Below are 12949 nucleotides of genomic sequence, written 5' to 3'. Positions count from 1 at the left end.
GTCAAGCAACGAAGTACTGCTGGAGTACAACTGAGGATTAATGCGTGATGTCGCCGGGGCTCGTGGCGAGGCCAGTGCCGATGAGGCAGCCGGTGATGATGGTGGGCCGGTACTGGATCTGACGTAGGCCCCGGCGGACTGCGTTGACCAGGTGCGTGTAGTCGGCGAAGGCGATGTTGGCCAGGCTGGTGCGCCGCAGGCTGGACCAGATCCCCTCCACGGGGTTGAGGTCCGGTGCATAGGCCGGCAACTGGAACACCGTGAGCCAGTCCCGGGCCGTGATCCAGGCGCGCATCGCGTGACTGAGGTGCAGGCCGACGTTGTCCCAGACCAGCACGATCGGTCCGCCGAGCTGAGAGTGGGCGGCTGCGAGCAGGTCCCGTAAGTCCTTCCAGGAGAAGCCCTTGCGGCCGTCGGCCCACCGGTCACCGGTGTGCCGGAAGACCAGCCGCGGCCGCTCGCCGGGCTTGTAGCAGCACAGAGCGGCCACCGACAGGTGGCGTCTGCTGCCGCCGTTGACCCGGATCACTGGGGTGACGCCTTGGCGGGACCAGGTGCGGGCCGTGTGCGGCGTCAGCGAGAACCCGGCCTCGTCGGCGAAGACGGTCCAGGCGCCGAGCGCCGCCGCGGTGGTTCCACGGCCGGCCACGTCTCCTTCACCCACGTCGCGACCGCCGTGTCGTCACGCTGCACCGCCCTGCGGGCGGGAACCTGGGGCGACCAGCCGTGCCGGTGCAGCAACAGGCACACCCCGGGCCCGGTGTAGCTCTTGTGGAACATCCGCCCGATCAGCGTCCGGATCCGCGCGAGCGTCCAGCGCTCGTCAGGCCAGCCGTGCGCCACCGCCCCCAACGCCAGCGCCGCCTCCAGCTTCACGAACAACTCGTTGCTGAGCCTGGGCAGGGACGCCAGCCCCTTCGACACCAGTCCCGCCTCACCCCGCTCGGCCCACTCGCGCCGCCAGCGCTGCACCGAGCGCACATGGACCCGCAGCACCTTCGCCACCTCGGCGTTGTCGCTACCGGCCGCGAACATCTCACCCGCCACCAGACGGACATGCTCGCGAAATGCCCTCCGCTCGGCAGTCAGCCCACCACCCTGCGCGTACCTCATAACCGTGGTGTACCGCGACGATCACGACCTGTCAGCATCCCACGACATCACGCATTACAATTCAGTAGGGGTCTGAGCACCGCTCGGAGACAGACACCTTCATATCTATTCATTATCTGGTCACCAAACGCCCAGCAGTGAATACATGCCGTATTTGGCGGAGGACGCCCAACTCGGTCAAAGGGTTGCCGTCGACGACGACGAGGTCGGCTCGCATTCCGGGCACCAGTACGCCGACATCGTCCAGCCCGAGTGCACGGGCGGCGTTGACGGTGGCCATGTCGAGAATCTCGGTGTGCTCAAAGCCGAGAGAGGAGAAGAACTCGAGCATGCCGACGTAGTCGCCGAATCGCGCTCCCGGAACACCGGCGTCTGTGCCAGCGATGAACTGGACGCCTGCCCCGCGCATCTCCTGAATGAGTGCGGCCATCGCTTTGGCGCGTTCGGGCCCCATCTGTTCGAGGAATAACTGCCAGTCCCCTGAGACACAACGGCAGACGGAGACGTTGTTGTCGACGATTTGCTGGGTGATCGTAGGGTCGTAAACGATGCCCTCTGCGGTGCGCCAAGAACAGTGTTCAATGGTGCGGACGCCGGCAGCCACGCAATGACCGATGGTCTCGGTGCCGTGAGCGTGAGCGGCCACTCCCAAGCCATGCAGTGCTGCTTCATCGACGATCAGGCGCAGTTGGCGAGGAGTGAACTGCGCCTCCCACATACGCGGACCGTTCGGGGTTAGTGCGCCACCGGAGGCCATCACCTTGATCACGTCGGCACCGATTGCTGCGTTGTGCGCGATCTGGGCCCGGATATCGTCGTCCGTGGTCACCTCGCCGCCCAGAAAGCCGCAATGACCACCGTGCGAGGTCAAGGGCGCGGTCGCTGCGACGATACGGGGCCCGAGCGTGGCCCCGGAGTCGATGGAGGAACGCAACGCCACGGTGAGCCCGTCTCGGTCACCGAGATCCCGAACAGTTGTCACCCCTGCAGCCAGCAGCTGTTGAGCGCGCTTCGCCATGGCGGTGGAGAGTTCGCCCGGGTCGGCGTTCGTCACAGCGCTGACCGGGTCTGAGCCCGCGTCGAAGGCCAGATGCACGTGGCAATCCATCATTCCGGGCAGCACAGTCGCTCCCGGACACCGCAACCGAGGCACTTGTGTGTCCACTGACGCTTCCAGTTCGGCGGCGGTGCCGACGGCGGCTACGACACCGGACTCGATGAGCACGGCGCCGTCGACGGTCAGCTGGTTCGCGGGTCCGGCGATGACAAGATCCGCAGTGATCAGTACCTCGTTCACGACTTCCTCTCGCGTAAGGCGTGGGATATAGAGATGAGTTCACGGGCATCGGCGCCCAAGTCGTTGCTGGTCGGGGATGCGACACGAGCGGCGGACAACTCGGTGTATGGGGACTCGATCGGCGGCTTCAGGGCCAGCGCCTCGGTGATGTGACGAGCGAGACGGTCGGACGGGGTACTGGCTAGGTCGGCGTCTGGAGCGACACGTGTCAAGTAGGGGCTCAGGCGAACCAGTCCGTCGCGGCATTCGATGAGCCGACGATAGAACCGTTGCTCGTGGGTGGGACGTCGGCGAAAACGGTGCCACTTGGAATCGGTCGGTGCCTGGTTCAGGACGAGTTCTGGGTAGGCGCTGGTGAGGACCGTCCATAGAGGAGTGAGGTCCTGGTGCATACGGCGATGGTGCGCAATCGAACGCAGGCGAGTGACCAGTTGCACAAAGGCCGAATAGCAGATTCCGATGAGAGTGGCTCCCATGGCCCAGTTGGAGATGGACCAGTTCACTGTATTGAACGACTCGTGCGACCCAGGTTCATTGATGCGTAGAAACACCAGGATTGTTCGGTTGACGGCGCTGATCGTCAGCCCGAAAAGCCCCAGGGCCATGCTCAATAGGCCGATTGCGAGGTATCGGGACGCTGCCTGCCCGTAGTGCAGGGCCCAGAGCGCGGAGGTCAGATACCCGTAGACGAAGTAGACGTTGCCGATGATGTAGAACGAGGCGATGCTGGGCTCGGCCAAGTGTGGGCTACTCAACGAGTGATCGCGTATGGCCTGAGGCGTGGTGATCATGGAGATCGTCAGAGCGATCAGCACCCCACCGAGGAGCCCGATGTTGATCCTGAGACGCCGAAGATACGAGGCATCCTTGCCTCGCAGAGAGATGCCGAAAAAGAGGATAAGGGCACACAGGCCGGATGCGTAGATCGCGTTGAACGCCACCTTGCCGACACCGGCAGTGGTGACCGAGTCTATGGCGCCGTTTACTTCAGGAAGGCTGAGCACCTCCCCGCCCAGCAGCATGAGCAAAGCTGCGACAAGGAAGCGAAGTACCCTGTCGTGCGGGGCGCGTGCGAGGTCGAAACCCTTCCAGAGCACGCCGATGCTCAGCAATGTGATCAGAGGTACCTGGAACATCACATCCACCCCCAGCGGGGGTTCAGTGCGGACCGCAGCGGAATGAGAGCCGGGTCTTCGGGAGTGCGGGGAGTGACGTAGTCGATGACGACCGCCCATTCCTGGATAGTGGTCGCCACCAGTTCGGCCTCGCGCTCGTAGTCCTCGGTATAGCAGGTACGGCGGAAGCCTCGTGTGGTCAGGTCGTGTGGGAAGTCCGGACCGAGATCGGGGAGGTCCTCAGGCATGTCACCGTCGTCCTCGTGATCGGCGAGGATATGACCCACCTCGTGCAGGATTATGTGATCCTGGTGTACACGGGTTGTCTCCTCTTGATAGAAAATCACATCCTCGTTCGGCCGGGACATCCAGAGTCCGAACGGCCCAGGGACCGGAAGCGCCCAGGGAACCAGCCGTATGGGCTTGCGCAGGTGCTCACCGAGCCTGAGACATAACTCGTCCACTCGTAACGGAGGTTGAATGTCAAGCTCTCGAAGGATTCGTTTGCAGTAGCGTCGAATGTCGCGTTCGTGCGCGGCCACGTTTACTCTTCTCGTTGCTCGGTACGGGACTCGAAGTCACCGTCCTGATCGAGGATCTCTATCATCTTCAGTAGCTGTTTGCGCATGGCGGGTGTCATCGAACCCGCCCGCATAGCGATCGCACGCACCTGATGATCGGCGAGTCGTTGCCGCAACAACTCGCTCTCGGGGTCTTCTTGTGCGACCAACCACTGCACCGTGATGTGCGGCGTCCCCGGTGGCCGGTGGTCGTCGAAGAACTTTGCGAGCCCCTCCAGGACGCTCAACGTCGGGTTGGTGTGTGAACCGTTGCGGAGCATCGCCAGATAACTACGGGACAAAGTCGAAGGATGTGACGGATCGACCGTGACGGCCTTCGCCACCTCAGCAGTGGAGTACTCCCGCTGTCGACCGTGGGCGTCGGTCCATCGGGCCATCGCAAACAGTGAGTTCAGACGTCCGGCCAGCGACTGCTGCTGTGCCTGGTCATCCGCTGGATTCATGTATGACCACACTCCTGGCATCGGATCGACCCGTTGCGCCATCATGATGATACAGCGGCTAGATTGCGCCATGTGTTGGACAGCTTGTTTCCATTCTTGACCACAACTGCCGCCCAGTGCCAATATTTTGGATGCTTCGCCAAGTTCTGAGCTTCGGATGTGCAATGGATGTGGCGCTCGCGAGAGGGCCTCCGCGCCTCAGACGGCGAAGCCGTAGGTGGTTCACTTCATTCGGAGGCGTTCACTTGCCGCCCCGGATGCGGTTCTCGCCGCAGCGGCCGTTCACAACGGCCACCCCCCCCACGCACACACGTGACGGCAAGAGGATGACTATGGGCCATGCTCAACGCGGTGTACCGACCGCGGCCTTGGCTGGGTTATTGCGAGACCGGGCGAAGCCGGAGCCGGCAGAGTGCTGGGCAGTCGCTAGCAGAGTCGTCGGCCACATGCGCCTTGATTCGGGCTCGGCATCGGCCAAATCGTGACTGCATACCGACCTGGGTCGACGAGTACATCTTCGCGGGGGTCTGTTAGCGCCTCGGCGCCGACCTGGCCAGTTCCTGCGCCGCCCGAGTCGCCGAGCCAAGCAGTGCTCCGCATCCTGTTTCCCTACCTGCTGCTGCTCAATGGGCTGGCTGCCAGGTCTTTCGCACTTCGGTGACACGAGCACATGATTCTGTCAAGTGATCATTGCAGCTGAGGCTTCACGGAAGATCCTGCCTGACGCCCGAATAATTCCGCGCCGTCCGGAGCATCTGGGTCGGGCGCCGCCAAGGACACCGCATTACCCATGAACGAGTGAAGCCGAGCATAGGAGAGAATTCATTGTTTCGTCTGCGCCTCACGGTTGAGGACCTTTCTCGCGTCCGCTTCATCGGCTCTGTTGGGCCGGATCTCGAAGCGCATTTCGCCGAGATCAGATACACGGATGTACAACCGGACGAGTTCGCAGAGTGGCGCATGAAGGTGCGAAGAAGATTACGGCGCGCGGCTGCAAACGGTGTGGTCAGCGGCCAATCCTCGCGTCGTTCGCCGAGTGCTGCACCACCCCATACCGCTCCGCGCCGCTTCGGCGCTGCGGCCGTAGAGCCCTTCTGGGGGCGCATACGGGAGTACCTGGAACTGGAACGTGAGACGCGCGGACGTGACATCCTCTCCGGTGGCGTAGGCAGCATTCTAAATGAACTGCATCCGTCCATCAGCTGGCATGCTCCTTTCCTTGAAGTGGATAACCAGCAGGAAGGGGAGGTGGCCGAGCTTCTCGGGGAAGGGTTGGTTATTGCGCCATCGCTGTTCGCGCCTGCCCCTGTGGTCCTCGCCCCGGAGAGGGGTAGGCAGGGCGCTCCCGTCCTCGTCTACAACGTGATGCTGACGGCAGAGTCGGCGGCCGCGCTCTGGCAGCAGCATGAAGAGGATCGGGTTGGCGCTCTGGGCGAACTTCTTGGCCACACGCGCGCGAATGTCCTGGGATCCTTACGATCGCCCAACTCCATCGGAGAGATATCGAGCCGTCTCGACCTCTCTCACCCCTCCGTCAGCAAACATCTGAGTGTTCTGCGCAGGTCCGGACTGGCCGCAGCGGAGCGCCGGAGCAACCTGATTGTGCATCGACTGACCCATCTCGGTGAGGCGCTTCTCGGTCGACCGGACTGATCGCGGACCGTGCGTGATGGTGTGTCACCTGCACGGTGGCAAATGCCGATCGGGCCAGGAGCAAGGTGGGCGTGCGATGGCCTGACGCTCCATCAGGTTATTGCGGTCCGGCGTACCTGCGTGAGGGCCGTTGGCGCTACGTCTCCTGGGGGACGTCTCGGACGACGTGCGAATGTCGCATCTCTAATCTTCCGCTCTGACCTCAGGCGGGTGGCCAGAGGCCGGCACTGGCTGTGACCTGTTCGCCGGACCACCGCGAAGGCGAGAGCGACCAGTGAGCTCTTTCAGCGTGGCCACTGATCGGGTGACGGGATCGATGCCCCCAACGCACGAGGCTTCCGTGCCGTTGGGGGAGGTGTTCGAAGTCTCAGCCCACAGGCAGAGGAGCCGCGTTGGTTCCGTATTCTGCCGCACCCGACCTGCCTCACGCCCTGGTCGAGTGGGTCACGATGCTCATCGTCACCCGCGAGGGTGATCGCCGCTGCAAGTTCCCACCGCACCAGCGTGCCCTGGTCGGCCTGGTGTACCTGCGTCGGCACGACACTCTCGCCCCAGTTCGCTGCCGGGTTCGGCATCTCCGTCGGCACCGCCCACGCCTACACGACAGCGGTCGTCGACCTGCTCGCCGGGCGCGCACCTGGCCTGCTGCGCGCTCTGCGCGAGGCCTACCCGGACTGCGTCCTGCTTGACGGCACCCTCGCGGAGCGCGACCGGGTCGGCGACAGTCGGGACAGTTTCTCCCACAAGCACCGCCGACACGAGGTAAACGTTGCAGGTGGTGACCGACCTCGTCGGGCGGTTGCTGTGAATCTCCCCGACGCTGCCCGGCCGCGCGCACGATCTCACTGCGGCCCGCGCCCACCGGATCATCCGGATCTGCGAACGCCAGGGCCGTTCCCCTCCTCGCCGACCGCGCCTACATGGGAGCCGGCCCCTGGGTGACGACACCCCTCAGACGCCCGCCGGGCCGCAACCGCACGCCGACCCAGCAAACCGTCAACCGAGCGCTGTCCACAGCTCGGGCACCGGTCAAGCGCGGCGTCGCGCGGCTGAAGTCGTGGCGGATCTTCCGCAGGCCCCGGTGCAGTCCCAATCGAACGTCGTCAATCGCTGCGGTCGTCCTCACTTTGGAGCGGCAGCGCTGAAAAGCTCAGTGTCCACGCCGGGCCTTTTGAGCACAGCGTCGCGGTACACAACTCGAGCAACGTCGCTCTGCTCCTGAGACGTTCCGGTTGCGCGGTTTCAGCGACGGAGCAGCAGACCAGGTCTCAGGTGAACGCCTTGCCCAGGCGGCGCATCCCCTCCTCGATGTCCTGGAGCCCATGACTCGCGAAGGAGAGGCGTAGCGTGGTCGGGTCCGGTGGCCCCGCGAAGAATGGTGCTCCGGGTACGTAGGCGACCCCGTGGTCCACGGCCCGGGGCAGCAGCGCCCCGGTGTCGTGGCCTTCGGGTAGCTTGGCCCACAGGAACATGCCGCCGTCGGGGCGACTCCAGGTGCTGCCGAGGGGCAGTGCGCCCGGCAGCGCCGTGAGCATCGCCGCGCAGCGGTCCCGGTACAGCGCGCGGGCGTGGTCCAGGCGAGCGTCGATGTCGTGTGTGCCCAGGTAGTGCGCGGCGGCAGCCTGATCCACGGTCGAGCTGTGCAGGTCCGCCGCCTGCTTGGCGAGGACACATGCCTGACGCAGGGCGGGCGGTGCACAGATCCAACCGAGCCTGAGGCCCGGGGCGAGGATCTTGGAGAGGCTGCCCACCAGCACGCTTCGATCATGCGCGCCTTCCTGGGCCGTCACCCAGGGCAGGCGCGCGCCATGGAACCTGAGTTCGCCATACGGGTCGTCCTCGATGATCCAGAAGCCCTTGGTCTCGGCCAACCGTGCCAGGGCCTCGCGGCGGGCCAGGGCGAGGGTGCGTCCGGTGGGGTTCTGGAAATCGGGAACCAGATAGAGGAGCCGGGGCCGATCGCGCTCCACGACGTGGGCGAGGGCGTCGATGTCGATGCCGTCGTCGTCCGTGCGTACGGAAATCACGCGCGCGCCCGCGTAGCCGAAGCACTGGAGGGCGGCGAGATAGGTGGGCTCCTCCACTGCGACGGTGTCGCCGGGCTTCAGCAGGGCCGTCGCCAGGAGGGCCAGGGCCTGCTGGGCACCGGTGGTGATGACCAGGCGGTCAGGTGGGACGGACAGTCCGCGTTGGGTCAGCCGGTCGGCGAGCAGTTCTCTGAGACGGGGGTCGCCGTCAGTGACGGAGTACTGGAGCGCGCGGAGCGGGTGTTCGGTCAGCGCATGGTCGTAGGCGGTGCGCAGTCCCTCGATGTCGAGGAGCTCCGAGGCGGGCAGCCCGCCGGCGAAGGAGAGCACGTCAGGGCGGTTCGTGAGGGCCAGTGCCTCGCGAATGACGGAGCTTCCGGTGGTACCGGACCGGTGGACCAGTCCGGGTGGGGGCACACGGCTAGGCATGAGGTTCGCTCCTGTCGCTTCCGTCAGTGGAGTCCTTCTCCAGCCTCTCCATGACGTCCGCCATGAACGTGGTCGTGGTGCCGTGGCCACCCATGTCCGGGGTGGCCACGTCGCTGTGCACAGTGGCGGTGAGTGCGCGGCGCAGCGCCAACGCCGCCTCAGAATGGCCGAAGTGGTCGAGCATCAGGGCTGCTGCGGTCGCTGTGGCGTAGGGGTTGGCGACGCCCTTCCCGGCGATGTCGGGTGCGCTGCCATGCACGGCCTCGAACAGCCCGTAGCCGGTCTCCGGGCAGATGCTCGCGCTGGCGGCGAGGCCGAGTCCGCCCATGAGGGCGGCACCGATGTCGCTGACGATGTCCCCGAAGAGATTGGAGGCGATGACGCCCTCGTACGGGGACGGATCGCGGACCAGGTGGTAGCAGAAGGAGTCGACGTACTCCTCTGCCCCCCTCAGCTCGGCGAAGTGGGTCAGTTCGGTTCGGAAGATCTCCTGCCACAGCTGGCCCGTATGCGGTACGGCGTTGCTCTTGTGGACGAGAGTGACGCGCTCACGACCGCTGTCCCTGAGGGCGCGCAAGCAGTACCGGACGAACTTCTCGACGGTCTCGCGGGTGTAGACACACTCGTCGATCGCCACTGCTGTGCGCCCGCTCTGCGCCACGGTGCCGCCGACGCCGACATAGAGGCCCTGGGTGTTCTCCCGGAACAGGTCGACGGTTTGTCTGGTGTCGCGTGGAGTGAAGGGACGGTGGTTGACGTACAGGTCGAGGCCTCGACGCAGGCCCAGCAGGATCTCGCGGCCGTGGGCCATGTCAGGGATCCTGGGGTCGCCCAAGGCGCCGAGCAGGATGGCTTGGTAGTCGGTGGTGAGCAGGTCGAGGGCTCCCGGCGGCAGGCCGACGCCTTCGTCCAGCCAGCGTTCCGCGCCCCAGTCGAAGGTCTCGTAGGTGAGATCCAGCCCGAAGCGGTCGTCGAGCAGGGTGAGGGCGGGCAGCACGGCCGGAACGACCTCCAGCCCGATCCCGTCTCCGGGGACGACGGCGATCCTCATGCCCGCGCTCCGTCGGAAAGCATCTCCTCGACGGAGCTGAGGCGGCCCGCGATGGCACTCGCGGCGACGACGTAGGGGGAGGCCAGATAGACCTGTCCCGGGCCCGAGCGTCCAGGAAAGTTGCGGTTCTGGGCGCTGATGGTGACTTCGTCCGATCGCTCGGAGACGCCCGGCCCCGCGTTGATGCAGGCGCCGCAGGAGGGAGGCAGGACGGTGACGCCAACCTCTGCGAACAGGTCCAAGTAACCTCGCTCGGTGGCGTGTGCCAGCACGGCCTCGCTGCCGACCTGGATGTACGCCTGGACGCCGGCGGGCACGGTTCGTCCTCGGTCGCGGGCGATGGCGAAGACGCTGGCATACATGTCCATGTCCTCCGCCTTGCCACCGGTGCACGAGCCGCCGTACGCCTTGTCAACGCGGACCTCCTCGCGTAAGGACGTCAGAGGAACGGCGTTACGTGGATCGCCGGGCAGGGCGACCATCGGTACAACGGTGCCTATGTCGACGGTGACCACGGAGGTGTAATGAGCGTCGGGGTCTGAGAACGGTGCGGTATCGAGGATGTCGAGAGGCGCGGGCAGGGTGCGGCCGGCCAGATGGGCTCGGGTGATGTCGTCGGCCTCGAACAGCGCGGTCATGCCTCCGGCTTCCACTGCCATGTTGCACAGGGTGGCGCGCTCGTCCACGCTCAGCCCGGCGGATCCGGGGCCGGCGAAGAGCAGTACCTTGCCCAGCGTCTTGCTGCCCTGGATCTCCGGGTGGGTCAGCAGGTTGAGCATGACGTCCTTGGCGCAGACGCCGGGGCGCAGAGCGCCGTCGAGTTCGACGCGGACCACGGCGGGGACCTTCACCAGGATTTCGCGGTTGTACCAGGCGTTGGCGATGTCGGTGGCGCCCACCCCGAATGCGAGGGCACCGACCGCTCCGGCCGTGCAGGTGTGGCTGTCGGTGCCGATGATCACGTCGCCGGGCCGCGCAACGGCCTCCAGGATGTGGTTGTGGCAGATGGCGCGGCTGCCGCCGTTGTCACCGGGGCCGATGAAGTGCCCCTGGCCGAGGGCGGCGAACTCCCGCTGTCTGAGACCCAGGTCCTCGACACGGGCGACCAGTTCGGAGCCGTTCGGCCGGCGCTTGAGAACGGGGGCCGCCAGCGAGAGGTGATCCTGGAAGAAGTAGCAGCTGTCGGGCTGTTCCAGCCGCGCGGTGGGTCCGAACTGCTGGACGAACATGCCTGCTGCCATGGGAGTGACATACTCGTGCGAGAATCGGACATCCGCCCGGACGAAGTACGACTCGCCGACGCGCACCGAAGCGTCGTCCGGGAGTGCGTTGCGGGGGGAGAGCGCGCCCTGGAGTATCTTCTCCACGACGTTGAGCGGGCGGGCCGGGTCGAATCTCGGGGTGATGCGGATGCCCTGGCGGTTGAAGCCGAACAGTCCGCCGAAGTGCACGATGGCGCGCTCGATGTCATTGGCCCGCCGGGTGAACGCCTCCAGGGGCAGTTGCTCGCCGGCGAGCAGGGCTTCCAGTAAATCGAGGTCAGTGCAAGTGACGATGCCGACGTTGCGGCAGTTCTGCTCATAGATGCGTTCGAATGTGTGGGCGAAGACAACCTCGACACCCGCGTACTTCTCGGCGTAGACGGCATGCTCGCGGGACGAGCCGCAGCCCTTCGCCTCTCCGCTGACGATGATCTGAGGCGCGAAGGCCTTCAGCGCGCCCTCGGTGACCTTCTTGTCCCGCAGCCCCAGGTAGGCGTAGTCGCCGAGTTTCTCGTCGTACCAGTAGCAGCACCAGCCGGGGATGATCTCGTCTGTGGAGATGTTGTTCATCAGCGGCGCACGCAGCAGTTCGGCTGGGCTGGGGCCCTGGGTTCCCGACAGCTGGGCGGCCACCATGTCGGTGTCCTCGGTGAGGACGAGGACGTTGCCGCGCAGGCCGATCCGGCGCTTCGGGACCGCCTCGTCCGAGGCGTTACTCCGCTGTCGCAATGATCTGCCTTATCTGCTCGTCGCTGAGAGGGCCGCGGTGGGACTTGGCGGCGGCCAGGATCTTCTTGAGGAAGGAGGCGTCGGCGCTGTCGTAGCCGTGGACGGTGAGCCAATAGCGGACGTTGTTGGTGCCGGACGCCTCGTCGACGAGAACCTCCTGCTCGCGCCCCAGATAGCTGGCTGGGACGCTGGAGTAGACGCTGTCCTTGACCAGCGTGTTTCCCTTCTGGTGGGCTTTGAGGATCGCGGACGCGTGGACGCCGGCACTGGTCTTGAACACGTCCCGGCCCAGGGCCGGGTAGTTCTGCGGGATACCGACCTCCAGGACCTCGGAAGCGTAGGCGCCGTACTCCACGAGGGCCTTCAGGTCGTAGCTGCCGTGCGCGTCGAGGTGGCTGTTGACCACAAGCTGGTCCAGGGAAGCGTTTCCGGCGCGCTCGCCGATGCCCAGGATCGTGCCGTGCACCCGTGCGCAGCCCAGAGCCAGGGCGGTGAGGGAGTTGGCCAGGGCGAGACCGCGGTCGTTGTGGCCGTGCCATTCCAGGGCGACGGGCTGCTCCCACCGCGCGAAGTACCGGCGCGTCCAGTGGATGAGGGCGGCCGTGCCCTCGGGCCGTGCCGCGCCCACGGTGTCGCACAGCGTCAGCCGGGTCACGCCGGAGTCGACGGCCGCGTCGTAGACCCGCTCCAGGACGTCGGGGGTGCAGCGCACCGCGTCCTCCAGGACCAGGACGAAGTCGACGTCGTTGCCGTGGCAGGCGGCGGCTGATCGGACGATGTTGCGCTGGATGGCGGTGATGTCCCAGTCCTCGACGTATTGCCGGATGGGGCTGACCCCGATGAACACGTACGCGTCCACGGGGCTGCCGACCCGGTCCGCGATGTCGCGGATCGCGTCGATGTCCGCCGGGTGGGTGCGGCCTGCGTATCCGGGGACCAGGTCGTACCCGGAGTCGAGCACATGCCGGGCGAGTTCTGCGCACTCGTGCAGTGCGGCAGGGTCGGACCCGGGGAAGCCCAGGTCGGCGGAGCGCACACCGGCCCCTGCCATGTGGTCGACGAGCACCCGCTTCTGCTCCAGGGAGGGGTTTGTGACATGCGGCGCCTGGAGGCCGTCGCGCAGGGTTTCGTCGAAGAAGATGCCGGAGTACGCCGGGGGCTGCTCGGTGGGATCGACGTCCATGGTGTTCCAGTTGAACCAGACGTCGGGACTGAGCTGCGCGTTCCGGTCGGTCCTGTTGTTCACTGC

General features: G+C 65.7%; 11 protein-coding genes and 1 pseudogene. 2 read left to right on the top strand and 10 right to left on the bottom strand.

Features of this window, described 5'->3' with window-relative positions:
- Window positions 1–37: 37 nt before the first annotated feature.
- The 6 genes from P8T65_RS13675 to P8T65_RS13650 all read right to left on the bottom strand — a co-directional run bounded on the left by P8T65_RS13675 (window position 38) and on the right by P8T65_RS13650 (window position 4549).
- On the bottom strand, window positions 38–577 hold the full coding sequence (locus P8T65_RS13675; RefSeq protein ID WP_316731578.1) for a transposase: 540 nt from the start codon (window positions 575–577) through the stop codon (window positions 38–40).
- Window positions 574–1113 carry a winged helix-turn-helix domain-containing protein gene (locus P8T65_RS13670; RefSeq protein WP_316725693.1) on the bottom strand — a complete coding sequence of 180 codons (540 nt, stop codon included), beginning with the start codon at window positions 1111–1113 and terminating at the stop codon, window positions 574–576. The genes P8T65_RS13675 and P8T65_RS13670 overlap by 4 nt, the downstream gene beginning before the upstream one ends.
- 112 nt (window positions 1114–1225) lie before the next feature.
- Window positions 1226–2410 (bottom strand): amidohydrolase family protein, encoded by a 1185-nt coding sequence (locus tag P8T65_RS13665; RefSeq protein ID WP_316725692.1) that lies wholly within the window; start codon window positions 2408–2410, stop codon window positions 1226–1228.
- Complete coding sequence (locus P8T65_RS13660) at window positions 2407–3546, bottom strand: MAB_1171c family putative transporter (RefSeq protein WP_316725691.1); 1140 nt, start codon at window positions 3544–3546, stop codon at window positions 2407–2409. The genes P8T65_RS13665 and P8T65_RS13660 overlap by 4 nt, the downstream gene beginning before the upstream one ends.
- Window positions 3546–3773, bottom strand: a complete 228-nt coding sequence (locus P8T65_RS13655; protein ID WP_316725690.1) for a hypothetical protein — start codon at window positions 3771–3773, stop codon at window positions 3546–3548. Before P8T65_RS13655 ends, P8T65_RS13660 begins: the two co-directional genes overlap by 1 nt.
- A 296-nt stretch (window positions 3774–4069) precedes the next feature.
- Window positions 4070–4549: a hypothetical protein gene (locus tag P8T65_RS13650; protein ID WP_316725689.1), complete on the bottom strand. Its 480-nt coding sequence runs from the start codon at window positions 4547–4549 to the stop codon at window positions 4070–4072.
- Between the two features lie 798 nt (window positions 4550–5347).
- Here P8T65_RS13650 and P8T65_RS13645 point away from each other — a divergent pair.
- Complete coding sequence (locus P8T65_RS13645) at window positions 5348–6202, top strand: helix-turn-helix domain-containing protein (RefSeq protein ID WP_316725688.1); 855 nt, start codon at window positions 5348–5350, stop codon at window positions 6200–6202.
- A 392-nt stretch (window positions 6203–6594) separates the two neighbouring features.
- Window positions 6595–7347: pseudogene (locus P8T65_RS13640) on the top strand (transposase family protein).
- A gap of 123 nt (window positions 7348–7470) precedes the next feature.
- On the opposite strand, the gene P8T65_RS13635 reads toward P8T65_RS13640, so the two are convergent.
- The 4 genes from P8T65_RS13635 to P8T65_RS13620 are packed head-to-tail and all read right to left on the bottom strand — an operon-like array spanning window position 7471 to window position 12946.
- A complete protein-coding gene (locus P8T65_RS13635; protein ID WP_316725687.1) occupies window positions 7471–8658 on the bottom strand; it encodes a PLP-dependent aminotransferase family protein in 1188 nt (395 codons plus the stop codon).
- Window positions 8651–9709: an isocitrate/isopropylmalate family dehydrogenase gene (locus P8T65_RS13630; RefSeq protein ID WP_316725686.1), complete on the bottom strand. Its 1059-nt coding sequence runs from the start codon at window positions 9707–9709 to the stop codon at window positions 8651–8653. The genes P8T65_RS13635 and P8T65_RS13630 overlap by 8 nt, the downstream gene beginning before the upstream one ends.
- On the bottom strand, window positions 9706–11700 hold the full coding sequence (locus P8T65_RS13625) for an aconitase family protein (protein ID WP_316725685.1): 1995 nt from the start codon (window positions 11698–11700) through the stop codon (window positions 9706–9708). Before P8T65_RS13625 ends, P8T65_RS13630 begins: the two co-directional genes overlap by 4 nt.
- A complete protein-coding gene (locus tag P8T65_RS13620) occupies window positions 11684–12946 on the bottom strand; it encodes a LeuA family protein (protein WP_316725684.1) in 1263 nt (420 codons plus the stop codon). Before P8T65_RS13620 ends, P8T65_RS13625 begins: the two co-directional genes overlap by 17 nt.
- Window positions 12947–12949: the final 3 nt, after the last annotated feature.

This window comes from Streptomyces sp. 11x1 (genome assembly GCF_032598905.1).
Classification (GTDB): domain Bacteria; phylum Actinomycetota; class Actinomycetes; order Streptomycetales; family Streptomycetaceae; genus Streptomyces.
Note: the sequence above shows the minus strand (reverse complement) of the source record. Positions and strands in the feature narration are given on the sequence as shown.

Bases quoted from the DNA above. Each gene is read 5' to 3' on its own strand.
- P8T65_RS13670 (WP_316725693.1), bottom strand. From the start codon at position 1,113: ATGAGGTACGCGCAGGGTGGTGGGCTGACTGCCGAGCGGAGGGCATTT.
- P8T65_RS13660 (WP_316725691.1), bottom strand. From the start codon at position 3,546: ATGTTCCAGGTACCTCTGATCACATTGCTGAGCATCGGCGTGCTCTGG.
- P8T65_RS13655 (WP_316725690.1), bottom strand. From the start codon at position 3,773: ATGCCTGAGGACCTCCCCGATCTCGGTCCGGACTTCCCACACGACCTG.
- P8T65_RS13650 (WP_316725689.1), bottom strand. From the start codon at position 4,549: ATGAATCCAGCGGATGACCAGGCACAGCAGCAGTCGCTGGCCGGACGT.
- P8T65_RS13635 (WP_316725687.1), bottom strand. From the start codon at position 8,658: ATGCCTAGCCGTGTGCCCCCACCCGGACTGGTCCACCGGTCCGGTACC.
- P8T65_RS13630 (WP_316725686.1), bottom strand. From the start codon at position 9,709: ATGAGGATCGCCGTCGTCCCCGGAGACGGGATCGGGCTGGAGGTCGTT.